Below are 25,034 nucleotides of genomic sequence, written 5' to 3'. Positions count from 1 at the left end.
CTCCGGCCGACCTGACCGGGTCCGCCCCGCTGGTCGCCGAGGCGGTCCGTAAGGCGGCGGTCGCCTGGATCGCGGTGGGCGGCGGACCGGCCCAGGTGATGTGGTGCCATCCGGTCGACGGTGCGCTGTACCTGGTCACCGGCCCCGGCGAGCAGTCCGGTGCCGATCTGGTGACCGGCGAACCAGCGTCGGTCACGCTCCGCGGCGACCACGGCGGGCGGATCGTGACCTGGCCGGCGGAGGTGGCGCTGGTCGAGCCGGGCAGCGCCGACTGGGACGCGGTCGCCCCGCAGGTGGCCGCGAAGCGACTCAACGCCGCCGAGAACCCTGCCGACCTGGTGAGCCGCTGGGCGACGCGGTGCCGGCTGTACCGGCTCACGCCGGCCGACGGCCCGGTCGCGGCCGGGCCGACGCTGCCCGACGACGCCCTGGCCGCGCCGCCCCGGCCCAACCCGGCCGTCCGGCGCACCCGGCGCCCGTTCCGGCTGCACCGGGTCCGGCGCCGCTGACCGGACCAGGTGGGAGTTCGGCCGGGTGGCTCAGCCGACGAACGGCGGGACGGCGATCTGGCCGGCCGCGACCGGCACGACGTGGCCGGCGACCGTCGCGCCCCGGGCCCGCCCACCCAGCGCGGTCACCGTACAGTCCATGGTAGATGGTCGATGGATCTCCGCGCCCTGCCGGACGACGTACCGCGACTGCCCGTTCGCCGGCAGCAGGGCGCTCGCCACCGCCCACACGCCGAGGCCAAGGGCGGCCGAGCCGGTGGCCGGATCCTCCACGACGCCGGCGCCGGGGCAGAACACCCGGCTGTGCACCACCGGACGGTCCGTACCGGTCGCCGGGCTCCAGGAGAAGACGCTGATCATCCCGACCCCGCCGGCCTGCGCCGCGCCTGAGTCGAGCACCGCGCGGGCGACGGCTTCCGGCCGTACGCACAGGTAGTCGAACTCCAGCCCGCAGCCGGCCCGACGCGGCGCCGGACCGGTGTGGTCCGCCGGGCCGAGTCCGACGGCGGCCAGCAGCGGTCCCGGATCCTGCAGTGCCCCCACGGTCGGCTCACCGCCACGCAGTGCCGCGTAACCGTCTTCGGAGAGTTCGATCGGCAGCAGCCCGGCACCGCACTCCTGCACGACGGTGCCCGCCGTCACCAGCCCCCGCCGGCCTGCGGTCGCCGCCGCCCCGACGCTCGGGTGGCCGGCGAACGGCAGCTCCCGCTCGGGTGTGAAGATCCTCACCCGGTAGTTCGCCTCGGCGGCCCGGGCCGGCAGCACGAAGACGGTCTCGGACAGGTTGAACTCCCGTGCGATCGCCTGCATCTGGTCGCTGGCGAGCTGTTGGGCGTCGAAGACGACGGCGAGTGGATTGCCGGCGAACGGCCGGTCGGTGAAGACGTCGACGATCTCGTAGCCGAGGCTGGACATGAAAGAAACACTACGGCCCGTAGGCTGTGCCCGTGACTATGGCGACCAGGGTGTACATCGCCCGGCTCGCCGGGCTCGCCGTCTTCGACCCCAACGGCGACCAGGTCGGGCGGATCCGGGACGCGGTGGTACGGCTACGCACCACCAACCGGCCCCCTCAGGTGGTCGGGTTGGTGGCCGAGATGCCGATGCGCCGGCGGATCTTCCTTCCGATGGGCCGGGTGACCGCGATCGACCCGGAGTCGGTGCTGCTCGGCACCGGCACCCTCAACCTGCGGCGATTCGAGAAACGGCCGAACGAGCTGCTGGTGCTGGAGGACCTGCTGGACCGCCGGGTCGCCTTCGACGCCGACGAGCGCCCCGGCACCGTCGTCGACGTGGCGATGGAGGCCAACCGCATCGGCGAATGGTCCCTGACCCGGGTCGCGGTCCGTGAGATCACCGGTCGGTTGACCCGCCGTGGTCATCTGCACCAGCTGGACTGGCACCGGGTGCGCGGGCTGATCGGGCTGCCGGACACCCAGGGAACCGCCGGGTTGCTCTCCGTACTCGACCAGATGCGCGCCGCCGACCTGGCCAACGCCCTGCAGGATCTCCCGGACAGCCGCCGGCACGAGATCGCCGCCGCGCTCGACGACGAACGCCTCGCCGACGTACTGGAGGAGCTGCCCGAGCACGACCAGGTGGCGATCCTGACCGCGCTGGACCGGGAACGCGCCGCCGACGTGCTGGAGGAGATGGATCCGGACGACGCGGCCGACCTGCTGGCCGAGCTGCCGCCGCCGGAGCAGGACGTGCTGCTGGACCTGATGGAGCCCGACGAGGCCGACTCGGTACGTCAGCTGCTGCAGTACCAGGCGGGAACCGCCGGCAGCATGATGACCTCCGAACCGGTCATTCTCACCCCGGATGCCACCGTCGCCGAGGCGCTGGCCCGCATCCGCGAGCCGCAGCTGCCGCCGGCGATCGCCGCCCAGGTCTTCGTCGCCCGGGCGCCGATGGCCACCCCGACCGGCAAGTACCTGGGCGTGGTCCATTTCCAGCGGCTGCTCCGGGAGCCGCCGGCGGAACTGCTCGGGGGAGTCGTCGACAACGGCATCGACCCGCTGCAGCCGGAGACGCCGCTGCTGGAGATCACCCGGCGGATGGCGACCTACGACCTGGTGGCGATGCCGGTGGTCGACGCGACGAACCGGCTGGTCGGCGCGGTGACCGTGGACGACGTACTGGACCATTCGCTGCCGGCGGACTGGCGGGACCGGGACACCCCGCTCGACGACGGGAGCGCACATGGCTGAGCACCGCCGGACCGTACGTCTGGACCAGCCTCGCGATCCGGGCCGGTTGTCGCTGCCCCGCTACGACCCGGAGGCGTTCGGGCAGTGGGCGGAGGCGATCGCCCGGTTCATGGGCACCGCCCGCTTCCTGGTCTACATGACGGTCTTCGTCGTCGGCTGGATCGCCTGGAACACCCTGGCCCCGGCGCAGCTGCGCTTCGACCCGTACACCTTCACGTTCCTGACCCTGATGTTGTCGGTCCAGGCCTCGTACGCGGCCCCGCTGATCCTGCTGGCGCAGAACCGGCAGGCCGACCGGGACCGGGTCTCGTTGGAGGAGGACCGGCGGCGGGCGGCGATGCAGAAGGCCGACACCGAGTACCTGGCCCGGGAGATCGCCTCGCTGCGGGTGGCGGTCGGCGAGGTGGCGACCCGCGACTTTCTCCGCTCGGAGCTGAGCCGGCTCGCGGAGGAACTCGACGAACAGGCACACCGCCGGCACCGCCTGGAACGCCGGCCGCTGGAAGGACCGCAGCAGGTCGACGGCGACCGGCGCTGACCGGTCACCGCGACGTAGCATGGCGGTCATGTCCGCACCGACCAGCACCGTCACCGATGCCGTCAACGCCGCCCTGGCCACGGTCAACGATCCGGAGATCCGCCGGCCGATCACCGAGCTGGGCATGGTGCGCTCCGTCGTGGTCGGCGCCGACGGCCTGGTACGCGTGGAGCTGCTGCTGACCGTCGCCGGCTGCCCACTCAAGGACAAGCTGCGCGGCGACATCACCGAGGCGGTGACCCGGGTCTCCGGGGTCAGCGGCGTCGAGATCGAGTTCGGGGTGATGAGCCCGGAGCAGCGCAAAGCGCTGCAGGAGCAGTTGCGCGGCGGTAGCGCCGGCGCCGAACCGGTGATCCCGTTCGCCCAGCCCGGCTCCCGTACCAGGGTGTACGCGGTGGCCAGCGGCAAGGGCGGGGTGGGCAAGTCCAGCGTGACGGTGAACCTGGCCGCCGCCCTGGCGGCCCGGGGATTGTCGGTCGGGGTGATCGACGCCGACATCTACGGACATTCGGTGCCCCGGATGCTCGGCGCCCAGGGCAAGCCGACCCGGGTCGAGGAAATGATCATGCCGCCCCAGGCGCACGGTGTGAAGGTCATCTCGATCGGCATGTTCACCGCCGGCAACGCCGCCGTGGTCTGGCGCGGGCCGATGCTGCACCGGGCGTTGCAACAGTTCCTCGCCGACGTCTACTGGGGCGAGCTGGACGTACTGCTGCTGGACCTGCCGCCGGGCACCGGCGACGTGGCGATCTCCCTGGCCCAGCTGCTGCCCAACGCCGAGATCCTGGTGGTCACCACACCGCAGGCGGCGGCCGCCGAGGTCGCCGAGCGCGCCGGCGCCATCGCGTTGCAGACCCATCAGCGGCTGGTCGGCGTGGTGGAGAACATGTCCTGGCTCGAGCTGCCCACCGGTGAGCGGATGGAGATCTTCGGCAGCGGCGGCGGTGCCACCGTCGCCGAGTCGTTGACCCGTACGGTCGGCGCGGCGGTGCCGCTGCTGGGGCAGATTCCGCTGGACACCCGGGTCCGGGAGACCGGCGACGCGGGCACTCCGATCGTGCTGGCCGACCCGACGGCCGCCGCCGCCAAGGCCCTCGTCGGCGTCGCCGACCGGTTGGCGGTCCGGCGCGAGTCGTTGCTCGGCAAGCCGCTGGGGCTACGCCCGGCCGGCCGCTGAACCGCCGGCCACCACCTGAACTCAGGTGGCGTCGACGTCGACCGGCTTGACGGGCGCGGCGGGTGTCGGCGCGGCAGCTGCCGGCGCGGACGGGACGACCGCGTCACGGGCCGGTGCCGGTGCCGTCGTCGACTTCAGGTCGGCCGCCGCCGCGACGTCGCGCAGCTCGTCACGCACCCCGCCGATGTCGGACCGCAGGTCGTCGTAGACGCCCTGCAACGGCTTACGCAGTGCCGCCTCGTCCTCCTCGCTGAGCAGGTGCTTGCGGATGAACGCCTTGGGGTGCAGATCCTCCAGCTGGATGTCGGTGCCCAGCTCGCGGCTGAGGTCCGAGGTGGCATTGCGGGCCATGTTGCGCAGATTGCGCACCATCCGCAGACCGTCGGAGATCACCTGCGGCAACCGGTCACCGAAGATCAACAGAGCGAGCATCAGGATCAGCCCGATCTCCCACCAGTTCAGGTTGTCGAACACGATGTCGCCTCCCTCGCCGCCGTCGAAGGCAAGAGTACGCACGTCGCGGGCCGGTCCGGGAGGGCCGACCGGTTGTTACTTGGCGTCGGCGGCCAGGGTCACCGATGCGGACCGGTTCTCCGTACCGCGTCGGTAGTCGACCGCGACCACCGCGCCCGGCGGATACTTGCGCACCAGGGCGATCAGATCGGTCGCCTGGTCCAGCGGGCGGCCGTCGATGCGCAGCACCACGTCGCCGGCCTGCAGGCCGGCTGCGGCCGCCGGGCCGCCGTCGACGACGTCACTGAGCCGTACGCCGGCCCCCGGCGTGCCGGCCGCGTCGGTGACGTTGGCGCCGAACACGGTCCGCCGCGCTTTTCCGGTGTTGATGATGTCCAGGGTGATCCGCTGTGCGTGGTTGATCGGGATGGCGAAGGCGAGACCGATGTTGCCGGCGGTCTCCTCGTCGGCGGCCAACGACTTGATGACCGAGTTGACGCCGATCACCCGGCCTGCCCCGTCCACCAGCGGCCCGCCGGAATTGCCCTGGTTCACCGCCGCGTCGGTCTGGATGGCCGCGTAGTAGCGCTGCTGCCCGCCGGGCTCACCCGCCCGGATCGTCCGGTCGATCGCGCTGACGATACCCGAGGTGACCGTGTTCGTCAGCGCCAGCGGTGAGCCGAAAGCCAACACCGGATCGCCGACGGCGATCGCGTCGGAGTCGCCGAACTCGACCGGGGTCAACCCGGTCCGGTCGACCTTGATCACCGCCACGTCGGACTCCGGATCCTGCCCGACGATCGACGCGCCCGCCGTCGACCCGTCGCTGAACAGCACCATCGCCTCGCGCGCGCCGACGCCGACGACGTGGTCGTTGGTGATCACGTAGCCGTCCGCGGTCGCCACGAACCCCGAACCCACGCTCTGCCCGGCAGCGCTGCTCACCTGGACGGTGACCACGCTCGGCAGCACCCGCTGCGCGACACCGGCGAACGAGTCGGCCGGACGTTGCGCCAGGCCGGGTGGATTCCCCGGGCCGGCTCCGAGCGCCGTACCGCCGGTCGCGGCCCCACCGCGCACCGCGAAGGCGAACCCGAGCGCCCCGCCGAGGCTGCCGGCGAGCAGGGCCGTGATCACCGACACGAGCACCAGCGGGGTGAGCCCGCGCCGGGCCGTCGCGTCCGGGTTGGACACCACCTCCGGGCCACCGGCCGCACCCGCGCCGACCGGCGGCACCTCGACCACCACCGCCGACGGGGCGTACGGGTCACGCCACGGATCCCGCAGCGCGTCCGACCACCACGGCGACGCAGTCGACCCGGACGGCGGCTGTGGTCGCGGTTGCGGCCAGCCGCCGACCGGCGGCTGGTGCCCCGGCACCGTGTTCCCGTCGGCCCGGCGCCAGTTACCGCCGTCGGTCACGATTGCCTCCCAGTCCATCCCCCAGGGCGACGGCACCCGTCCGTACGGCGACATCGCTCACCGTCCAGGATTGCACGGATAATCGAGGAACATTCAGCGGTCGCCGAAGGGTTTCCGGGTCGGGCGGGTCGGACCTGCGGCGGCGCTCTACGCTCGTAGCGGCAACCGCCACCCGACCCCCCGCTGGAGGTGCGCCATCACCCCGGTCACCCGTCCCCCCGCCTGGACGACCGCGCCCCAGGCCCTCCAGTTCGTCGCCGGATACGCCGCCGAGGACCTGGTGCTGCGTACCGCCCGCAGCCTGGCCGAGGAGGTCGGGCTGCGGGCGGTGAGCGCGGACACCGGCGCCACCCTGCGGCTGCTCGCCGCCGCCGGCAACGCCCGCGCGGTCGTCGAGATCGGCACCGGCACCGGTGTCAGCGGCGTCTGGCTGCTGCGGGGCATGCGCGCAGACGGCGTACTCACCACGATCGACGTGGAGAACGAGCATCAACGGATGGCCCGCCGGATCTTCCTGGAGGCCGGGTTCGCCGCCTCGCGTACCCGGATCATCACCGGTCGGGCGCGCGACGTGCTGCCCCGGTTGGCGGACGCGGCGTACGACATGGTGTTCGTCGACGGCGACAGCGCCGAGTACGGCGCGATCGTGGACGCGGCGCTGCGGTTGCTGCGCCCCGGCGGCATCCTGGCGGTCAACGGCGCGTTGGCCGACGGCCGGATCGGCGACCCGACCGCGCGCGACGCCGAGACGGTGACCATTCGCGAGCTGGTCAAGGCCGTCCGCGAGGCCGACGAGTGGGTGCCGGCGCTGCTGCCGGCCGGCGACGGGCTGCTGGCCGCGGTCCGGCGCTGATCGCCGGCCGGCCACGCCGACCGGACGGCCGGCCACGCCGGCCACGCCGACCGGACGGCCGGCCACGCCGACCGGACGGCCGGCCACGCCGGCCACGCCGACCGGACGGCCGGCCACGCCGGCCACGCCGACCGGACGGCCGGTCATGCCGGTGGGTCGACAGCGGCCAGCCACCGCACCAGCGTCCGCACGCCCCAACCCGTCGCCCCCCGGGTCAGCTCGGCGTGTTCGTCATCGGACCAGGACGGCGCGGACATGTCGTAGTGCGCCCAGCGGTCCCGCAGCGCACCGGTGAACTCGCGCAGGTAGAGGGCGGCCACCACCGAGCCGGCCCCCCGGTCCGGCGCGCTGAACAGGTCCGCGATCTCACTACCCAGGTACTCGACGTAGTCGCCGTGCAGCGGCATCCGCCAGGCGTTCTCACCAGCGGCCGCCGAAGCGGCGAGCAACTGTCCGGCGAGCGCGTCGTCGTCGCTGTACAGGGCCGCCGTCCGGCGGCCGAGCGCGACGGCGTTCGCGCCGGTCAACGTGGCCAGGTCGACGAGGTGGTCCGGTTCGTACCGGCTGACCGCGTAGCCGATCGCATCGGCGAGCACCAGCCGTCCCTCCGCGTCCGAGTTGGTGGTCTCGCTGGTCCGCCCGTCGTAGTGGCGCACCACGTCGCCGGGGCGCAACGCGCTCCCGCTGACCATGTTCTCCGCGAGCGGGGCCAGCACGGTCAGGCGTACCGGCAGCGCCAGGTCGGCGACGGCGATCGCGGTGGCCACCACGGCGGCGGCACCGCCCATGTCCTTGCGCATCAGCTTCATGCCGTCGACCGGTTTGATCGAGACACCACCGGTGTCGAAGGTGATGCCCTTGCCGACCAGGACCACATGAAGGCGGGCCGTCGGCGGCGCCCAGTCGATCTCCACCAGCCGTGGTGTGGACGCGGAGCCGGCGCCGACCGCGAGCAGTGCGCCGAATCCCTCGGCGGCGAGCTCCTGTGGCCCACGCACGGTGACAGCGAGCCCCGGCCGGGTCGCCGTGGCGGCGAGCACCTGGTCGACGAACCAGGCCGGGTTCTTGATCGAGGACGGCATGTTGGTCAGGTCGCGGGCCAGCAGGGTCGCGTGGGCGGTCACCCGGGCCGCGCGCAGCGCCTGCTCGACCGCCGGGGTCGGCGGGACGGCGAGCAGGATCTGCGGCGTACCGGCCGGACCGGCGTCGGACTCCGGCCGGGTCGATGCGATCGCCGCGGCGTCGCCCGGCGGGACGGCGAACCGGTAGCCGGCCAGCCAGCATCCCTCGGCGAAGCCCCGGACCGACGCCGGGTCGGCCGGTGCCGACGGTGGCGGGTCGGCCGGGTCAGGCCCGACGGCGACCAGCCAGGCACCGTCGGGCGACGCGTCGGCGGCCAGCTCGCGGCGGATCGTCCCGCCGACGGCGGCACCCGCCGTCCGCCAGCCGGCTTCGTCGCCGACACCGACTCCGACCAGCAGCACCCGGTACGGGGCGAGCCGTGGCCGGTGCAGTACCTCGACCTCACCGGGACCACCGGTGTGGCCGGCCCGGGCCGCCAGCGCGGCGGCGGACGCGACCAGCTCCGCCCGGTCGCCTTCGACGTGCAGCTGCTGCGGTGGTGCGGCGATACGGATGTCGACGCCGGCACGCGCGGCGGTGACGGGCAGGACGACGGTGTCGGCGACGACGGGGTCGGCGACATCGGTGTCCGCCGGCAGACGGATGGCGAACACGCCGGGGTTACCTCCTGGGACGCGAACGACTGATGCCCACGGCATACCGAGTCCGCCGACCCGGCGGGGACCGGATCGGCGGACTCGTCAACCGTCGCTATGTCGACCCGTGGGCCAGCGCTGCCCCGCGGGTCCGGCTCGATCAGCCTGCGGCGGCCTTCAGCGCGTCACCGAGCGCGTTGGCCTCGTCGGGCGTCATCTCGACGACGAGTCGGCCCCCACCCTCCAGCGGAACCCGCATGACGATGCCCCGGCCCTCCTTGGTGACCTCCAGCGGACCGTCGCCCGTCCGCGGCTTCATCGCCGCCATGTTGTCTCCCCTCAGACTTGCCCCAGGGCCGCTGGGTGTGCCCCAGCCACCTCGTCAGTCTCACCGCGTGCCACTGCCACGGTGCCGACCAACGATTTTCCCTGATGAACACCGCCGGACCCAAACCGAGGCCACAATGCTGTGACAGCATCTAGCTTATCTTGAACCGGGCTGTCACAATGTGCGGTCATGCAGGCACGGTCGGCGCTCTTCGACCTGTTCGGTGACCACCTCCGCCCACGGGGCGGTCGGGCACCCGTCGCTGCCCTGGTCAGACTGCTCGCCCCGCTCGGCATCGCGCCGCCGGCGGTACGGACCGCAGTGTCGCGGATGGTGCGCCAGGGCTGGCTGCACCCGTCGCGAATGGCCGCCGGGCCAGGCTATCTGCTGACGCCCAAGGCCGCCCGGCGATTGGACGAAGCGGCCGCCCGGATCTACCGCACCGGCCGGATCGCCTGGGACGGCAAGTTCGACCTGCTGGTGCTGGACGCCCCGAGCGCCCGCCGGGAACGGCAACGACTCTGCGCCAACCTGAGCTACCTCGGGTACGGGATGCTCGACGAACACACCTGGGTGGCGACCCGGACCGCCAGCGAGGTGGACGGCCTGCTGGCCGAGGCCGGCGTCCGGTTCGAGCGGTTCACCGCCGCGCACACCGGCGGCACCGCCGGCGCCGCCGCCCTGGTCCGCCGGGCCTGGAACCTGGCCGAGATCGGCCAGGCGTACGAGCGGTTCGTCGCCGAGCAACGCCCGCTGCTCGCCCGGGTGACGGTCCGCAGCAGCGACGAGGAGGCCTACGCCGCCCGCTTCCGGCTGGTGCACGCCTGGCGGGGATTCCTGTTCCAGGATCCGCAGCTGCCACCGGCGTTGCTTCCGGAACGGTGGCCCGGCACCAGCGCCGCCACCTTCTTCGACCGGCACGCCGCCCGGCTGCGACCCGCCGCCGACCGCTACGTCGACACCTGCCTGGACATCAACCACCGCTGACCCGCACCGACCACCGCTGACCGGCCCGACCGTCCGGCGGCCAGCAGACGAAAGGGCCCACCAGCCGTGACCGACCCACTGCTCGTCGACCGCACCGACGCGGTCGTGACACTGACCCTGCACCGCCCGGAGTCGCTCAACTCCCTCGACGTCGCGCTCAAGGAGGCGCTGCGCGACGTCCTGGCCGAGCTGGACACCGACCCCGGTTGCCGGGCCGTCGTCCTCACCGGCGCCGGCCGCGCCTTCTGCGTCGGCCAGGACCTGCGGGAACACGTCGCGACGCTGGAGTCGGGCAGCCGTGATCCGCTGGACACCGTGCGGGAGCACTACAACCCGATCGCCGCCCGGCTGGCCGGGCTGTCCAAGCCGGTCGTCGCCGCCGTGCGGGGGGCGGCGGCTGGTGCCGGTGCCTCGCTCGCGATGCTCGCCGACCTGCGCATCGGCGGCCCGGGGACCAGCTTCCTGATGGCGTTCGCCAACGTCGGCCTGGCCGGTGACACCGGGGTGTCCTGGGCCCTGCCCCGACTGGTCGGCTTCCCGAAGGCCGTCGAGCTGATGCTGCTGGCCCAGCCGGTGCCGGCCGCCGAGGCGCACCGGATCGGGCTGCTCCACCGGCTCGTCGACGACGACGAGCAGGTGCTGCCGGCCGCCCAGGAACTGGCCGCGCGGCTGGCGGCCGGGCCGACCGTCGCGTACGGGGCGATCAAACGCCAACTGTCGGTCGGCGCCTCCGGCACGCTCGCCGACGCGCTGGCCGCCGAGGAACATGCCCAGTCGCTGTGCGGCGGCACCGCCGACCACCGGCACGCCACCGCAGCGTTCGTCGCCAAGCAGCGGCCGGTCTTCGACGGCCGCTGAGACGAGCCGTACGCCGAGACGAGCCGTTTCGTCGGAACGAGCCGTACGCCGGAACGAGCCGTACGGCACCGGTCAGTCGTCCTCTTCCGGGTCCTGGTTGGCCTCGGCACCGAGCACGAAGGCCTGCATCGCCAGCTCGTCACCGGACGGATACACGAAGGCGGGCAGCTCCCGTGGCCCCAGCTCCCGCACGTACGACCAGAACACCCGGACCGCCTCGGCCGCGGTCGGTGCCTCGATCGGCAGATCGACACTGACCAGCCAGGTCCGTCGGTCGCCGGTCGGTGCCAACTGCCCGGCGAGGTTGCGGTAGGTGGCGACGTCGACCGCCGTGACCGGGCCGGTGAGCACGAGCGAGGGTGCCGGCACCGGATCGTCGAAGGCGCGGCAGGTGTAGTGGACCACCAGCGGCGGCGGGCCGCCGGCCCGGGTCTCGCCGCCCTCGGTGCCGCCGCCGGCGGCACCGACGCGACCCAGCGCCACCACGAACGGCTGTTCGCCGTCGGTCACCACCAGCACCGGTGCGCCGAACGCGGGGCGCGGCCCGCTGTCCAGGCCGGTCAGCTCGAGGGAGTCGTGGTGGAACAGCCGCTCCGCCTCGTACCGCTGGGCCGGGATCACCACCGCCCAGGCGCCGGTGCCGCCGGCCTCGCCGGAGGCGGCCGCCGGGGGGTCGAATCGGGTCGTCTCGTCGTGCATGTCCCTATCCCACCACGGCACCCGGTGTGCGGATCACCGCACCGGTACCGGTGGTGGCACGTGGCAGCCGTCGACGTGGTCGTCGACCATCCCGGTCGCCTGCATGAGGGCGTACGCGGTGGTCGGGCCGACGAACCGGAAACCGTGCCGCTTCAGTTCCCTGGCCAGCGCGGTCGACTCCGGTGTCCGGGCCGGTACGTCGGCCGCCGACGCCGGCCGGCCGGCGCGGGGCGGCGGCGCGTACGACCAGAGCAGGTCCGCCAGGCCGGTCGGCAGGTCCAGGGCGGCCCGAGCGTTGGCCACCGCCGCTTCGATCTTGGCCCGGTTGCGGACGATGCCGGCGTCGGCGAGCAGCCGCGTCACGTCGTCGGTGCCGTACCCGGCAACCTTCGCGATCCGGAAGCCGTCGAACGCGGCGCGGAACGCCTCCCGCTTGCGCAGGATCGTCAGCCAGGACAGCCCGGACTGGAAGGCCTCCAGGGTGAGCCGCTCGAACAGCGCGTCGTCGCCGCGTACCGGGCGCCCCCACTCCTGGTCGTGGTAGCGGCGGTACTCCTGCGGGCCGGCGCCCCACGCGCAGCGGGCCAGGCCGTCCGCGTCGACGCTCAACCCGATCGGCACGGTCGGCGAGGTCGGCCCACCGCCGGTCACGGCAGCGCCCCGGCCTCGACCAGCCGGCCGAACTTCTTCAACGCCTGGGTGAGACTCACCTTCGATCCGGGCCACAACAGCGGCCAGGCCAGCCGGCCGGCGACACCGCCGGGCAGGTGGAACCACTCGTGCCAGACGACCTGGGTCCGGTCGTGGTCCATCTGCGTGCAGCGCAGCACCCCCGGGCCGCGCAGCAGCGCACCACAGTGCACCACCCGGACCTCGTACGGCGGATCCACCCGGACCACCCGCATCTCGTCGCGCAGCGACACCGGACCGACCGCGGTGACCGCCACGATCAGGCTGCCCTCGCCGCCGTCGCCGGAGGCCACCGTCACCTCGGTGAACGGAATCCAGTCGGACTGGCGTTCCCAGGCGGTGAAGGCGGCGAAGACCCGCGCGGCGGGGGCCCGGACGATGACGGTCGCGGTGACCTCGCCGGAGCCGGGGGTCGCGGCCTCGGCCTCTCTTGACGTGCTCACCTGGCCGCACCGTCGCCGGGCCGCACAGCGGTCGACCCGGTGCCGTCGGCCGGGCCGGCCGGCACCGCGACGCTGCCCTGTTCCGCCGGCACCGCGACGCTGCCCTGTTCCGCCGGCACCGCGACGCTGCCCGGCTCGGGCGGAGCGGCGTCGCCGCTGCCCTGCTCAGGCGGGGTCGTCGCGAGGTCGTTGTCGGCCGTGGCCGGCTCGGCGGCCGCCACCAGCGCCGCGTCGCGGGCCCGGCGCAGCACCTCGGCGTCCTCGGTGCGCCCCTCGCGCAACGCCGCCACCTCCGCCTGGAGCACCTCGATCAGCTCGTCCTTGTAGCCGATGTCGTACGCGGCCCGGCGCAGCGCCTGGTCGACCTGCGCCATCCGGTAGCCCCGCACCGCCGTGTCGAACCGGACCCGGGTGATGTCCTGCTCCAGCAGCGGCCGGGTGCCGGGCAGCGGCACCGCCCGCCCGTCCGGCTCCACCGGTGTCAGGCCGGGGTCGTTGCCGGTGACCAGGACGGTGACTCCGAAAACGACCGCGGCGACGGTCAGCGCGGCGACCAGGACGAGGAGAAACTGATCCATGACCGAATCGTGGCATGTCGACGCGGCGAGGGCGACCCCCCGACGGCGAGTCGCGGTCCGCTCGGTGCTCTCCGGTGCCCGACTACCCTCTCAGACGCGGACCGGGCCAGGCGATACCGGCGCAGACTGCGGCAAGGAGGTGCCATGGCGGACCCGCTACGGCTGGGTAGGCGGGTCTTCGCCGCCAGCGACCTGGCGGTGATGGCGATCGTGAACCGTACGCCCGATTCGTTCTTCGACCGGGGCGCGACGTTCGCAGCCGACGCCGCGCTGCGCGCGGTGGAACAGGCCGTCGCCGACGGCGCGGACATCGTCGACATCGGCGGGGTGAAGGCCGGACCGGGTACGGCGGTCGACGTCGCCGAGGAGATCGACCGTACGGTCGGCACCATCGCGGCGGTCCGGGCAGCCTTCCCCGACCTGGTGATCTCGATCGACACCTGGCGGGCCGAGGTCGCCCGGGAAGCGGTCGCCGCCGGCGCGGACCTGCTCAACGACACCTGGGCCGGCGCGGATCCGCAGCTCGCCGAGGTGGCCGCGGCGACCGGGGCCGGACTGCTCTGCTCTCACACCGGTGGGACGACCCCTCGGACCCGGCCGCACCGTGCGGCCTTCGACGACGTCGTGGCCGACGTGGTCGCCACGGTGACCGGACTGGCCGAGCGGGCGGTGGCGCTGGGGGTACGCCCGGACGGGATCCTGATCGATCCGGCGCACGACTTCGGCAAGAACACCCGGCACTCGCTGGAGGTGACCCGCCGCCTCGACGAACTGGTCGCCACCGGCTGGCCGGTCCTGGTCGCCCTGTCGAACAAGGATTTCATCGGCGAGACCCTCGACGTGCCGGTCGACCAGCGGCTGACCGGCACGCTGGCCGCGACGGCGGTCTCCGCCTGGCTGGGCGCCCGGGTGTTCCGCGCGCACCAGGTGGCCCAGACCCGGCAGGTCCTGGACATGGTCGCGTCGGTCCGCGGCGACCGGCCGCCGGCGGTGTCCCGCCGGGCGCTGGCCTGATCCCGCCGGGCAGCTCCGGCGCAGCACGTTCGTCGAGCCGGACGCAGCAACGTTCGTCAGGTCCAGCGCAGCACGTTGCGGCGCCAGGCGTAGAGGATGCCCAGCGCCAGTACCGCGACGAAGATCCCCATCTCGGCGACGGTGACCAGGCCGAACCCGGGCCGGTCGAAGATCACCGCCCACGGGAACAGGAACACCGCCTCCACCGCGAACAGCACGTAGAGGAAGGCGTACACGTAGTAGCGGATCTGGGCCTGCGCCCAGTCGCCGCCGACGGGGTCGAGGCCGCACTCGTAGCTGGCGCGTTTGCCGACCGGATCGGCCGGCCGGGCCGGTCGCAGCAGCCGGTTGGCACCGTACGCCACCACGAAGAACGCCACACTCACCAGCAACAGCAACCCCAACGTCGCGTACGAGCCGAGGTAGCCCTGCATGTCCGGCAGTCTACCGGCCGACGGGCCGGATGTGCCTGCCCGTCCGGATGCCGCCGGCCCCGCCACCCGGACCGCACCCGGGTGAACACGAGGTGATTCCAGTCCCACCCGGCGGACCCGAGCCGGGTATCCGACTGGATCCGACGTAGGCTTTGCCGAAGGTGCGACGATGGTTAGGACGCCCTTACCCTGGCACCGACAGTAGCCGCGTCGCGGCACCGGCGGGCTCGCGCCGCGCATCGGGCAGCAGCTGGCGAGGCGGACCGCGCGGTCCGCGCCGCCGGCAGGAAACGAGGAGGTCAGCGCACGTGGCCAAGCAGGTCCGTCAACTGGATCGGGTGGTCATCCGGTTTGCTGGCGACTCCGGCGACGGGATGCAGCTGACCGGTGACCGGTTCACCTCGGAGACCGCTCAGTTGGGCAACGACATCTCCACGTTGCCGAACTTCCCCGCGGAGATCCGGGCACCCGCCGGCACCCTGCCCGGAGTGTCCAGCTTCCAGGTGCACTTCGCCGACTACGACATCCTCACCCCCGGCGACTCGCCGAACGTCCTGGTCGCGATGAACCCGGCGGCGTTGAAAGCCAACCTGGCCGACCTACCGCGCGGGGCGGACATCATCGTCAACACCGACGAGTTCACCCGTCGCAACCTGGCCAAGGTCGGGTACGCGGCGAACCCGCTGGAGGACGGCTCGCTCGACGGCTACGCCCTGCACCCGGTCGCGCTCACCTCGATGACCATCGGCGCGCTCGCCGAGCTGTCGGTGTCGAAGAAGGACGCCGAGCGGGCGAAGAACATGTTCGCGCTGGGTCTGCTCTCGTGGATGTACTCCCGGCCGTACGAGTCCACGATCCGGTTCCTGCAGCGCAAGTTCGCCAAGCGCCCGGACCTGGTCGAGGCGAACATCGCCGCGTTCAAGGCCGGCTGGAACTTCGGCGAGACGACCGAGGACTTCGCGGTGCGCTACGAGGTCAACCCGGCCCGGATGCGCCCCGGCACGTACCGCAACATCACCGGCAACGCCGCACTGTCGCTCGGCCTGGTGGCCGCCGGGGTGCGCGCCAAGCTGCCGGTCTTCCTCGGTGCCTACCCGATCACCCCGGCCTCGGACATCCTGCACGAGCTGAGCAAGCACAAGCGGCTCGGCGTGATCACGATGCAGGCCGAGGACGAGATCGCCGCGGTCGGTGCGGCGCTCGGCGCCTCGTACGGCGGCGCGCTCGGCATCACCACCACGTCCGGCCCCGGGGTGGCCCTCAAGGGCGAGACGATCTCCCTGGCGGTGGCGCTGGAACTGCCGCTGGTCATCGTCGACGTGCAACGAGCCGGCCCGTCGACCGGGATGCCGACCAAGACCGAGCAGGCCGACCTGAACATGGCGTTGTTCGGCCGGCACGGTGAGGCACCGGTCGCGGTGATCGCGCCCCGCTCGCCGGCAGACTGCTTCGACGCGGCGATCGAGGCCGCCCGGATCGCCCTGACCTACCGCACCCCGGTGCTGCTGCTGTCGGACAACTACGTGGCCAACGGCTCCGAGCCGTGGCTGCTGCCGGAGGTCGACTCGCTGCCGGACCTGCAGGTCGAGTTCGCCACCGCGCCCAACGACGCCGACGGCAAGACCTTCCTGCCGTACCTGCGGGATCCGCAGACGCTGGCCCGGCCGTGGGCGATTCCCGGCACGCCCGGCCTGGAGCACCGCATCGGCGGACTGGAGAAGGCCGACAAGACCGGCGACATCTCCTACGACCCGGCCAACCACGACTTCATGGTGCGCACCCGCCAGGCCCGGATCGACACGATCCCGGTGCCCGACGTCGAGGTCGAGGACCCGGACGGCGACGCCCGCACGCTCGTGCTGGGCTGGGGATCGACGTACGGACCGATCGGCGCCGCCTGCCGCACCCTGCGCCAGCGCGGGCTGCCGGTGGCCCAGGCACACCTGCGGCATCTGGCACCGCTGCCGGCCAACCTGGGCGACGTGCTGCGCGCGTACGACCGGGTGGTGATCCCGGAAATGAACCTGGGCCAGTTGGCGCACGTGATCCGGGCCCGGTACCTGGTCGACGCGATCGGCTACAACCAGGTCCGTGGCCTGCCGTTCACCGCCACCGAGCTGGAGACCATGCTGGAAGAGGTCGTGAAGAATGTCTGAGCCCGCTCCCAACGGCCGCGCTGGCACCGGCACACCGGTGGCACTCAAGCTCACCGCCAAGGACTTCAAGTCCGACCAGGAGGTGCGCTGGTGCCCGGGCTGCGGCGACTACGCGATCCTCGCCGCCGTGCAGTCGTTCATGCCCGAGCTGAACATCCCGCGTGAGCGGACCGTCTTCGTCTCCGGCATCGGCTGCTCGTCGCGCTTCCCGTACTACATGAACACGTACGGGATGCACTCGATCCACGGTCGCGCCCCGGCGATCGCCACCGGCCTGTCGGTCTCCCGGCCGGACCTGTCGGTGTGGGTGGTGACCGGCGACGGTGACGCGCTGTCGATCGGCGGCAACCACCTGATCCACGCGCTGCGGCGCAACGTCAACCTGAAGATCCTGCTGTTCAACAACCGGATCTACGGGTTGACCAAGGGCCAGTACTCGCCGACGTCGGAGTTGGGCAAGGTCACCAAGTCGACGCCGGTCGGGTCGGCCGATTCGCCGTTCAACCCGTTGTCGCTGGCGCTGGGGGCCGAGGCGACGTTCGTCGCCCGGACGATCGACTCCGACCGCAAGCACCTGCAGTCGGTGCTGCGGGCCGCCGCCGAGCACAACGGTTCGGCGTTCGTCGAGATCTACCAGAACTGCAACATCTTCAACGACGGTGCCTTCGACCAGCTCAAAGAGCCGGCCACCCGGGACGACTACCTGATCCGGCTGGAGCACGGGCAGCCGATCACCTTCGGTGCCGAGGGCCGGTTCTGCGTGGTCCACCCGCCGGGCGGCTTCGGCCTCGAGGTGCGGGAGACGGCCGCCGTACCGGCCGAGGAGATCGTGGTGCACGACGCGACGATCGACGAGCCGGCGTACGCGTTCGCGCTGTCCCGGCTGCCCGCTGCCGATCTGCGCAACACGCCGATCGGGGTGTTCCGCAGCGTGTCACGGCCCAGCTACGACAGCCTCATCCAGGCGCAGGTCGGTGCGGCGATGGCCCAGGCCGAGGGCACCCCCGAGGAGCAACTGGCCGGGCTGCTGCGCAGCGGTGACACCTGGTCCATCGACTGACCCCCGGACCCCGCGCGAGGTCGGCCCTAGTCGACCGGCTGGCCTCACGCGGTCAGCTGGTCGACGGGGTGCTCGCTGAGGTCCGGTCGTCGCGGACGTAGACGAGCAGGTCCCCGGTTTCCACCTCGACGCTGTCCGGCTCGGCCAGGGACACCACCCGGCCGCGCCGGATCAGTGCGATCACCAGGTTGTTCAGCTGTCGGGGCGGCAGTCCGACCTCGTCACGGTTGGCCGAGCGCATCGCCAGCGCCATGCCCTGACCCGGGGTGAGCAGATCCTCGACGACGTCGATCAACGGCGGTGCCGAGGTGGACAGACCCAGCAGCCGGCCGGCGGTGGCGGACGACACGATCACGTGGTGTGCTCCGCTCTGGCGCAGCAGGGCGGCGTTCTCGGCCTCGCGGGCGGCGGCGATGATCCGGACCTTGCCTGCGGTCAGTTGGCGGGCCGTCAGAGTGACCAGGACAGAGGCATCGTCGCTGTCGGTGGCGATGATCACCGCCTTGGCGTGCTTGACGTGTGCCTCGTTGAGGACCGACGAGCGGGTCGCCGACCCTTCGACGGCGACCAGGCCGGCGGCGGTGGCCTGGCGCAGCGCGACGCCGCTGCTCTCGACGACCACGATGTGCTGCTTGTCGAAGCCGTTCTCCAGCAGGGCCGACACGGCGCTGCGGCCCTTGGTGCCGTAGCCGCAGATGATGACGTGGTCCTTCACTTTCTTTCTCCACCGGGTCAGTCGAAGGTTCGTCCGGTACTGCTCGGTGAGCACCTCCAGCGTGGTACCGACCAGGATGATCAGGAACACCACCCGGGCCGGCGTGATGATCAGGACGTTGACCAACCGGGCACCGTCGCTGATCGGCGCGATGTCGCCGTACCCGGTCGTGGAGAGGCTGACGACCGCGTAGTAGAAGCAGTCGAGCAGCGAGATCCCGTCGCCGTTGGCGTCACGGTAGCCGTCGCGGTCGGCGTAGACCACCGCCACGACCCCGAAAACGAGGGCGACTGCGGCGAACAGGCGCAGGCTCAACGCCTTCAACGGCCCTTGGCGGACGGCGGGAAAGTGAATCACCGCCGGTCCACCTTCGCTTTCGGGTCCCCGTGCACGTCCACAACATAGTCGTTGCGGACCAGCGGATCGCGATCACCTGGACATCACCTCGGCCCGAATGCGTCCGTACGGCGCCGGGTCGTATCCCGCCGCCTCAAATCTTGCTTAGAGACATTGCTTCGGGACTGTGTGTTGCCGATGCTCTCTCGGCGAGCCGTCAACCGCCAGTTTCGGAGCAGCCTGTGAAACCGCCGTCACGACCTACCATTCCCGCGATCACCCCGGGGACGGTCCTGCAACTGAACAAGGAGGACTGGCGATACGGCGGATACCAACTGATCCTCAAGGTGGAACAGGTGCGGCCCGATCTGTCAGCGTACTACGACAATCGGTGGGTGTGGATCATCGGACGTTCCATCGGGGTGGACGGCACCGGTGCCGACCGCGTCGTCGCGCTGGTCCGGGTGGCAGCGCTGCCCGGCGCCGAGGCGGCCGCCGCCGGCTGAGCGGTCGACCGGCGGCGGATGGTCTGTTTACGCGCCGGTCGACAAAGAAACAGGTGCTCTAAAGATCGATGCCAGCTGATACCGCGAGACTGTGGACACGCTTGTGACCCACCGGTAACAAGCGCCGACGCCACACCACGAGCCGTCCACCGGAGGTATCGCGATGTACCGTCGCACGTCCGCACTGCTCACCGCCGCACTGCTCGGCCTCACCGCCGCCCTCGGGATCGCCACCCCGGCCAGCGCCGTCCCCGCCGACAAGCCCGCGGTTCTGTCCAGCTGGACCCAGACCAGCGCCAGCAGCTACAGCGCCTGGAACTCGGCCCGGGTCAACCCCGGGCCCTGGGCCGCCTACCAGTTCGACTGGTCCACCGACTACTGCTCGTCCAGCCCGGACAACCCACTCGGCTTCGACTTCCGGCTCTCCTGCCACCGGCACGACTTCGGCTACCGCAACTACAAGGCGATCGGCCAGTTCTCCGCCACCAACAAGGCCCGGGTGGACAGCGCCTTCTACGAGGACCTCAAACGGGTCTGCGCCCGGTACAGCAGCATCGTGCAGCCGGCCTGCTTCAGCCTCGCCTGGACCTACTACCAGGCGGTCCGGATCTTCGGAGCGCCGATCGTCGACGCCGCTGACCTGCGACGCGCCGAGCGGCTCGTTCCGGACGGGCAACTGACGACCGCCGGATAGCGACCGACGCCACCGTACGGACGCGCCGCCGGCTGCTCAGCCGGCGGCGCCCCCGTCACCGGTCAACCGGTCGGCCGCCCCGGAGCGGTCGGTCACCAGTCCGGAGCTGTCGGCTGCCAGCCCGGTCGGGTTGTCGCCGAACCAGCGGGCACCCGAGGTCAGGTCCGGATGCTCCACCGCCAGTGCCAGTGCCGCCGCCTCGACCAGGCTCATCCGACTGCCCTGCGCGTAGCCGGCGTCGAAGGCGGCATCGCCGATCACCGCCCGCACCCGGTCCTGCTCCTGCGCCCAGTAGCCGCCGAACATCCCGGCGCTGCTGCGCAACGCGGCACGGGTCGCCTGCGCGGCACCGAACAACCGGGCCGCCGTCGCCGGGTCCCCACCCTGCGCGCAGCGCACCGCCATCGCGTTCAACGTGTCGCAGGCCCGCCGGTGGAAGCCGTACCGCATCCGGGACCGCAGCGCGACCACCAGGTGGTCGTGGGCGGCGACCAGGTCCGCCCGGGCCAACGCGACCAGGCCCAGCAGCATGTCGACGGTCCGCCGGCCGCGCTCGGCGGGCCGGGCGGCCTCGGCCGGCCGGGCGCCCGCCAGCACCTCGGCCGCCTCGTCCAGCGCCCCCCGCCGGCACAGCAGTTCCGCCAGGCTGTAGACAGCGAACAACGCGTCACCGATCACCCCGTTGGCCGCCGCCCAGTCGATGACGTCCCGACACACCCGCTCCGCCTCGGCGAACTGGCCGAGGTCGATCAGCGAGGCACCCCGACCGGCCAGCACCCGGGCCAACAGGCCCGCGTCGCCGGCCTGCCGGGCCACCGCCTCGGCCCGGTGCGAGAACCGCAGCTCCTCACCGAACTCACCGTCCGCGCCGGCATGCTGCGAATGCATGTGGTACGCGGCCGCCAGCTCCGCCTCGGGAATCACCTCACCGGTCTCGGCGATCCGCCCGTACAGCCGGAACAGCCACAGCCGACCCTCCCGGGCCAACCCGCGCTCCCGCCACCACTGGTCCAGTCCGCTGGCGAGCTGCAGGCCGCGCCGCGCGCTACCGCCGGTGGCGCTCCACCGCAGCGCCGCCCGCAACTCGTCGGCGAGCGGATCCAACGCGTACAGCGACAACGTGACCGGCTGCCCGTCCGGACCCAGATAGGCCCGTTGCAGCGCGTGCAGGGCCCAGTCGACATGCCGGTCCCGGGCCGACTGCTCCTCACCTGCCTCGACCAGCCGTCGGGCGGCGTACGCCCGGATCGGGTCGAGCATCCGGTAGCTGGTGTCACCGGCCGCCGGCTCGGCCTGGATCATCGACTTGTCGACCAGCACCGCCAGCGGGCCGAGCGGGTCGTCGTCGAGCAGCCACTCCACCGTGGCCAGATCGACCGGGCCGGCGAAGACGGACATCCAGCGCAGCAGCCGGGCGGCCCGGGGCGCCAACGTTCGATAGGACCAGGTGACCGTCGCCTGCAGGGTGCCGTGCCGCCGCCCGGCGGAGCGGTCCACCCCGGCCGGCTCCTCCCGGCCCGCGTCCAGCACCCCCAGTACGTCGTCGAGCCGCTCCACCAACTGTCCGACGGAGAGCACCCGCAGTCGGGCCGCCGCCAGCTCGATCGCCAACGGCAGCCCGTCCAGCCGGGACGCGACCCGGTGCAGCTGGCCCGACTCAGCCGGTGCCAGCGGCCGGCCGCCCCGGGCGGCCACCGTACGGTCCAGCAACAATGCGACGGCGTCGCTGGGCCCGCCGGCCGGTCCGGGCTCCGCCGACAGCGGCGGGATCCGCCACACCACCTCCCCCGGTACGCCCATCGGCTCCCGGCTCGTGGCCAGCACCCGGACCTGACGACCGCCGGTGAGCAACCGGGTGATCACCTCGGCGCAGGCCGCCGGTTGGGCGTCGCAGGTGTCGAGCACCAGCAGCAACCGTCGGGCGGCGGCGTACTCGACGACCGTGTCCAGGATCGGCCGCCCCGGCTCCGGACGCAGTCCGAACACGGCGGCGATGGCGAACGCCACCAGCCCGGGGTCGGTCACGGTGGCCACATCGACGAACCAGACACCGTCGGGGTAGCCGGCGGTGCCGGACGCGGTGTCCGCCTCGCCGGACGCGGCGGCGACCGCGCCGGACGCGGCGGCGACCTCGACCGCGAGCCGCGTCTTCCCGGAACCACCGGCACCGACCACGGTGACCAGCCGGTGCTCGGCGACGAGCCGTCGCAGCTCCCGGCGCTCGACCCGCCGACCGATGAAGGAGCTGATCTGGTTCGGCAGGTTGTGACTGGCCGCGTCGGCGGTGCGTGGCCGGGGAAACTGCCGCTCCAGACCAGGGGCGATCAGCTGGAACAGACGTTCCCGGTCGTCGAAGCCACGGAGCCGGTGCAGGCCGAGGTCGAGCAGCGAGACGTCGGCCGGCAGCGGGTCGGCGGCCCGGGCGGTCGCCGCCGAACAGAGCACCTGCCCGCCGTGCGCCGCCGCTGCGATCCGGGCGGCCCGGTGCACCTCGGGGCTGGTGTACTCGCCACCGACCGGTTCGGCGTACCCGGTGTGCAGCCCCATCCGGACCCGGGGGACGGCATCCGGCGCGGACCAGTCGTGCGCGGCGAGCGCCCGCTGGGCCCGGCGGCAGGCGTCGAGGGCGGCGGCCGCGTCAGCGAACGCCGCGAAGAACGAGTCGCCCTCGGTGAACAGCTCGGTCCCGTCGCTGGCGGACAGCGTCCGCCGGACCAGCCGTCGGTGCTCGCGCAGCATCGGGCGGTAGTCGCCGCCGAGCAGGCGGGCCAGCCTGGTGGAGCCTTCGATGTCGGTGAACATGAAGGTGACCAGGCCGCTCGGCAGTGCGGTCGATGCCGACACCGGTGGAACCTCCGCCCCGCTGGAAGTCACAGTTCATCCTGCCGCAGGTCGGCAACCTGGCCAGTCACGAAGGAGGCGGAAGCTGACCTGCGGCGTCGTCGGTGACGGTCAGCTGGGTGCGGTGGCGGTCAGCATCCGCACCCGCCGCCGCAGCACCCGCCACCACCGGACGGTGGCGTGGTCGGCAGCGCTCCCACCGAGCCGCCGCCACGGCCGGTGAGGGCGACGGTGGAGAGCAGTTTGACCGTGTCGGCGTGGCCCTGTGGGCAGGAGGCCGGCTCGCCGGCCTCGGTCATCGGACGGTTGACCTCGAATGTGGCGCCGCAGGCGCGACAGCGGAACTCGTACCGGGGCATGTGGATAAGGGTACGGCGGGAACTGACGTCGTCGGCCGGATGGGTGATACTCGACGGCATGGTCGAGGACGGGGCAGGCACGCCGACGGCACGGCTACGTCCGGCGGTGCCGGCACCGGCACAGCCACCGGAGTCCACGTCGGCCGCACCGACGCCGACGCCGCCAGCGGAGCGGACGGCGGAGCGGACGGAGCCGACCGCGTCGGCGACGTCGCAGACCCCGACGCCGGACCGGCCGGCGGTGGACCCGCCGTCACCGGACCGGCCGGAGCAGAGTCCACCGGAGCAGCCACCGCCGGCCGGCCCACAGTCGTCGGCGGCGGCCGCGCCGCAGCAGCGTCCGCCGGCTGAAGCCAGACCGACGCAGCCTGAAGCCAGACCGGATCAGCCTGAAGCCGGACCGGATCAGCCTGGGCCTGTGCCGGCTCCGGTCGACCTGGCGGCGACCGGCACGCAGCCGACCGGTCGGCATCGACGCGACGATCCGCCGTTCACCCGCCGGGTCGGTCGGCTGCATCCGGCGCGGTTGCGGCCCATCGCCCGCCCGGTCGCCCGCTCCGGCCGTCGCGCGGCCCGCGCGGTCGGTGCCTGGTGCCGACGCCCGAGCGGGCGCCTGGCGCTGCCCGGCCTGCTGCTGCTGGCACTGATCGCCGGCAGCGGTACGGCGGGCGCCGTGCTGGTGCCGGCCGCCGCCGGAATGCGGGAACCCGTCAACACCCCTGGGCCGGTCGAGACGACCGCCGTTCCGGAGGTACCCGCGCTCACCGACCCGGACCTGCTCGATCCGACGGCACCGCCGCTCGACGACCAGGGCGAGCCGGCGCCGCCGCTCGGGCCGACCCGCCCGGCGGCGGTCCTGACCGGTTGGGCGACCCAGACCGCCAGCCGGCTGGCCATCCCGGTGGTCGCGTTGGAGGCGTACGGCTACGCCGAACTGGTCCTGGCGACCACCACTCCCGGTTGCCGGCTGAGCTGGACCACCCTGGCCGCGATCGGGATGATCGAGTCGACCCACGGCACGGCCAACGGATCGAGGTTGGACACCGACGGGCGGGCCGTACCGCCGATCGTCGGTCTGCCGCTGGACGGGGCCGGCGGCCGGCAACGGATCGCCGACACCGACGACGGACGCCTCGACAATGACGTGGTCTACGACCGGGCGGTCGGTCCGATGCAGTTCATCCCGACGACCTGGGCGGAATTCGGGGTGGACGCCGACAACGACGGGGTGGTCGATCCGCAGGATATCGACGACGCGAGCCTGGCCGCCGCTAACTACTTGTGCCGGAACGGACGCGATCTGTCCACACCTTCGGACTGGTGGAGTGCCATCCTGTCGTACAACAACGTTCAACCGTACGCACAGTCGGTCTTCGACACGGCCAACGAGTACGGGGTACGGAGTCGCACTTAGCGCAATCGGTCGGGCACAATTCTGCTCCTGCCACTTTCG

General features: G+C 72.6%; 26 protein-coding genes. 13 read left to right on the top strand and 13 right to left on the bottom strand.

Features of this window, described 5'->3' with window-relative positions; genetic code table 11:
* Positions 1 to 11 precede the first annotated feature (11 nt).
* Positions 12 to 509, top strand: a complete 498-nt coding sequence (locus tag O7623_RS24935; protein ID WP_282229553.1) for a hypothetical protein — start codon at positions 12 to 14, stop codon at positions 507 to 509.
* A 30-nt stretch (positions 510 to 539) separates the two neighbouring features.
* Here O7623_RS24935 and O7623_RS24930 read toward each other — a convergent pair whose 3' ends face one another.
* Complete coding sequence (locus O7623_RS24930; RefSeq protein ID WP_282225411.1) at positions 540 to 1,424, bottom strand: PhzF family phenazine biosynthesis protein; 885 nt, start codon at positions 1,422 to 1,424, stop codon at positions 540 to 542.
* A gap of 32 nt (positions 1,425 to 1,456) precedes the next feature.
* Here O7623_RS24930 and O7623_RS24925 point away from each other — a divergent pair, with 32 nt between their 5' ends.
* Genes O7623_RS24925 through O7623_RS24915 form a run of 3 tightly spaced genes read left to right on the top strand, consistent with a single transcriptional unit; the run spans position 1,457 to position 4,437 of the window.
* Positions 1,457 to 2,722 carry a CBS domain-containing protein gene (locus O7623_RS24925; RefSeq protein WP_282225410.1) on the top strand — a complete coding sequence of 422 codons (1,266 nt, stop codon included), beginning with the start codon at positions 1,457 to 1,459 and terminating at the stop codon, positions 2,720 to 2,722.
* On the top strand, positions 2,715 to 3,260 hold the full coding sequence (locus tag O7623_RS24920; RefSeq protein ID WP_282225409.1) for a DUF1003 domain-containing protein: 546 nt from the start codon (positions 2,715 to 2,717) through the stop codon (positions 3,258 to 3,260). The genes O7623_RS24925 and O7623_RS24920 overlap by 8 nt, the downstream gene beginning before the upstream one ends.
* A gap of 28 nt (positions 3,261 to 3,288) precedes the next feature.
* Positions 3,289 to 4,437: a P-loop NTPase gene (locus O7623_RS24915; protein WP_282225408.1), complete on the top strand. Its 1,149-nt coding sequence runs from the start codon at positions 3,289 to 3,291 to the stop codon at positions 4,435 to 4,437.
* A 21-nt stretch (positions 4,438 to 4,458) separates the two neighbouring features.
* On the opposite strand, the gene O7623_RS24910 is transcribed toward O7623_RS24915, so the two are convergent.
* The gene (locus tag O7623_RS24910; RefSeq protein ID WP_282229552.1) at positions 4,459 to 4,911 is read right to left on the bottom strand and encodes a preprotein translocase subunit TatB; all 453 of its coding nucleotides are present in this window, start codon (positions 4,909 to 4,911) and stop codon (positions 4,459 to 4,461) included.
* Positions 4,912 to 4,986: 75 nt separating this feature from the next.
* The gene (locus O7623_RS24905; RefSeq protein ID WP_282225407.1) at positions 4,987 to 6,366 is read right to left on the bottom strand and encodes a trypsin-like peptidase domain-containing protein; all 1,380 of its coding nucleotides are present in this window, start codon (positions 6,364 to 6,366) and stop codon (positions 4,987 to 4,989) included.
* 226 nt (positions 6,367 to 6,592) lie between these two features.
* On the opposite strand from O7623_RS24905, the gene O7623_RS24900 reads away from it, so the two are divergent.
* Positions 6,593 to 7,165, top strand: a complete 573-nt coding sequence (locus O7623_RS24900; RefSeq protein ID WP_282225406.1) for an O-methyltransferase — start codon at positions 6,593 to 6,595, stop codon at positions 7,163 to 7,165.
* A 143-nt stretch (positions 7,166 to 7,308) separates the two neighbouring features.
* Here the strand turns inward: O7623_RS24900 and O7623_RS24895 are convergent, their stop codons facing one another.
* Both O7623_RS24895 and O7623_RS24890 read right to left on the bottom strand, forming a co-directional pair.
* On the bottom strand, positions 7,309 to 8,901 hold the full coding sequence (locus O7623_RS24895) for a peptidase M17 (RefSeq protein ID WP_282225405.1): 1,593 nt from the start codon (positions 8,899 to 8,901) through the stop codon (positions 7,309 to 7,311).
* A 142-nt stretch (positions 8,902 to 9,043) separates the two neighbouring features.
* Positions 9,044 to 9,211, bottom strand: a complete 168-nt coding sequence (locus tag O7623_RS24890; protein WP_007455245.1) for a DUF3117 domain-containing protein — start codon at positions 9,209 to 9,211, stop codon at positions 9,044 to 9,046.
* 189 nt (positions 9,212 to 9,400) lie between these two features.
* Between O7623_RS24890 and O7623_RS24885 the strand changes: the two genes are divergently transcribed.
* Positions 9,401 to 10,198, top strand: coding sequence for a PaaX family transcriptional regulator C-terminal domain-containing protein (locus O7623_RS24885; protein WP_282225404.1), 798 nt, complete (start codon positions 9,401 to 9,403; stop codon positions 10,196 to 10,198).
* A 66-nt stretch (positions 10,199 to 10,264) separates the two neighbouring features.
* Positions 10,265 to 11,056 (top strand): enoyl-CoA hydratase-related protein, encoded by a 792-nt coding sequence (locus O7623_RS24880; protein WP_282225403.1) that lies wholly within the window; start codon positions 10,265 to 10,267, stop codon positions 11,054 to 11,056.
* 72 nt (positions 11,057 to 11,128) lie between these two features.
* On the opposite strand, the gene O7623_RS24875 is transcribed toward O7623_RS24880, so the two are convergent.
* The 4 genes from O7623_RS24875 to O7623_RS24860 are packed head-to-tail and all read right to left on the bottom strand — an operon-like array spanning position 11,129 to position 13,466.
* Positions 11,129 to 11,755: a hypothetical protein gene (locus O7623_RS24875; protein WP_282225402.1), complete on the bottom strand. Its 627-nt coding sequence runs from the start codon at positions 11,753 to 11,755 to the stop codon at positions 11,129 to 11,131.
* 33 nt (positions 11,756 to 11,788) lie between these two features.
* Entirely contained in the window at positions 11,789 to 12,370 is a 582-nt protein-coding gene (locus tag O7623_RS24870; protein WP_282229551.1) for a DNA-3-methyladenine glycosylase I, read from the bottom strand.
* A 32-nt stretch (positions 12,371 to 12,402) separates the two neighbouring features.
* Positions 12,403 to 12,888 carry an SRPBCC family protein gene (locus O7623_RS24865; RefSeq protein WP_282225401.1) on the bottom strand — a complete coding sequence of 162 codons (486 nt, stop codon included), beginning with the start codon at positions 12,886 to 12,888 and terminating at the stop codon, positions 12,403 to 12,405.
* Complete coding sequence (locus O7623_RS24860) at positions 12,885 to 13,466, bottom strand: DivIVA domain-containing protein (protein WP_282225400.1); 582 nt, start codon at positions 13,464 to 13,466, stop codon at positions 12,885 to 12,887. The genes O7623_RS24865 and O7623_RS24860 overlap by 4 nt, the downstream gene beginning before the upstream one ends.
* Positions 13,467 to 13,610: 144 nt before the next feature.
* Between O7623_RS24860 and folP the strand changes: the two genes are divergently transcribed.
* Complete coding sequence (folP, locus tag O7623_RS24855; protein ID WP_282225399.1) at positions 13,611 to 14,480, top strand: dihydropteroate synthase; 870 nt, start codon at positions 13,611 to 13,613, stop codon at positions 14,478 to 14,480.
* 56 nt (positions 14,481 to 14,536) lie between these two features.
* Here the strand turns inward: folP and ndhC are convergent, their stop codons facing one another.
* Positions 14,537 to 14,914 carry an NADH-quinone oxidoreductase subunit A gene (gene ndhC / locus O7623_RS24850; RefSeq protein WP_282225398.1) on the bottom strand — a complete coding sequence of 126 codons (378 nt, stop codon included), beginning with the start codon at positions 14,912 to 14,914 and terminating at the stop codon, positions 14,537 to 14,539.
* A 308-nt stretch (positions 14,915 to 15,222) separates the two neighbouring features.
* On the opposite strand from ndhC, the gene O7623_RS24845 reads away from it, so the two are divergent.
* A complete protein-coding gene (locus tag O7623_RS24845) occupies positions 15,223 to 17,070 on the top strand; it encodes a 2-oxoacid:acceptor oxidoreductase subunit alpha (protein WP_282225397.1) in 1,848 nt (615 codons plus the stop codon).
* Positions 17,063 to 18,130, top strand: coding sequence for a 2-oxoacid:ferredoxin oxidoreductase subunit beta (locus tag O7623_RS24840; protein WP_282225396.1), 1,068 nt, complete (start codon positions 17,063 to 17,065; stop codon positions 18,128 to 18,130). Before O7623_RS24845 ends, O7623_RS24840 begins: the two co-directional genes overlap by 8 nt.
* A gap of 52 nt (positions 18,131 to 18,182) precedes the next feature.
* Here O7623_RS24840 and O7623_RS24835 read toward each other — a convergent pair whose 3' ends face one another.
* The gene (locus O7623_RS24835) at positions 18,183 to 19,202 is read right to left on the bottom strand and encodes a potassium channel family protein (protein WP_282225395.1); all 1,020 of its coding nucleotides are present in this window, start codon (positions 19,200 to 19,202) and stop codon (positions 18,183 to 18,185) included.
* A 221-nt stretch (positions 19,203 to 19,423) separates the two neighbouring features.
* Here O7623_RS24835 and O7623_RS24830 point away from each other — a divergent pair, with 221 nt between their 5' ends.
* Both O7623_RS24830 and O7623_RS24825 read left to right on the top strand, forming a co-directional pair.
* Complete coding sequence (locus O7623_RS24830; protein ID WP_282225394.1) at positions 19,424 to 19,687, top strand: hypothetical protein; 264 nt, start codon at positions 19,424 to 19,426, stop codon at positions 19,685 to 19,687.
* Positions 19,688 to 19,850: 163 nt separating this feature from the next.
* Entirely contained in the window at positions 19,851 to 20,381 is a 531-nt protein-coding gene (locus O7623_RS24825) for a phospholipase (RefSeq protein WP_282225393.1), read from the top strand.
* A 36-nt stretch (positions 20,382 to 20,417) separates the two neighbouring features.
* Here the strand turns inward: O7623_RS24825 and O7623_RS24820 are convergent, their stop codons facing one another.
* Both O7623_RS24820 and O7623_RS24815 read right to left on the bottom strand, forming a co-directional pair.
* Complete coding sequence (locus O7623_RS24820) at positions 20,418 to 23,183, bottom strand: adenylate/guanylate cyclase domain-containing protein (protein WP_348775174.1); 2,766 nt, start codon at positions 23,181 to 23,183, stop codon at positions 20,418 to 20,420.
* Positions 23,184 to 23,353: 170 nt separating this feature from the next.
* The gene (locus O7623_RS24815) at positions 23,354 to 23,581 is read right to left on the bottom strand and encodes a zinc ribbon domain-containing protein (RefSeq protein ID WP_282225391.1); all 228 of its coding nucleotides are present in this window, start codon (positions 23,579 to 23,581) and stop codon (positions 23,354 to 23,356) included.
* Positions 23,582 to 23,639: 58 nt separating this feature from the next.
* Between O7623_RS24815 and O7623_RS24810 the strand changes: the two genes are divergently transcribed.
* Positions 23,640 to 24,995: a lytic murein transglycosylase gene (locus O7623_RS24810; RefSeq protein ID WP_282225390.1), complete on the top strand. Its 1,356-nt coding sequence runs from the start codon at positions 23,640 to 23,642 to the stop codon at positions 24,993 to 24,995.
* Positions 24,996 to 25,034: the final 39 nt, after the last annotated feature.

The organism is Solwaraspora sp. WMMD791 (genome assembly GCF_029581195.1).
In the GTDB taxonomy this organism is placed as follows: domain Bacteria; phylum Actinomycetota; class Actinomycetes; order Mycobacteriales; family Micromonosporaceae; genus Micromonospora_E.
The sequence above is the reverse complement of the archived record's forward strand: the minus strand, read 5'-3'. Positions and strand labels throughout refer to the sequence as shown.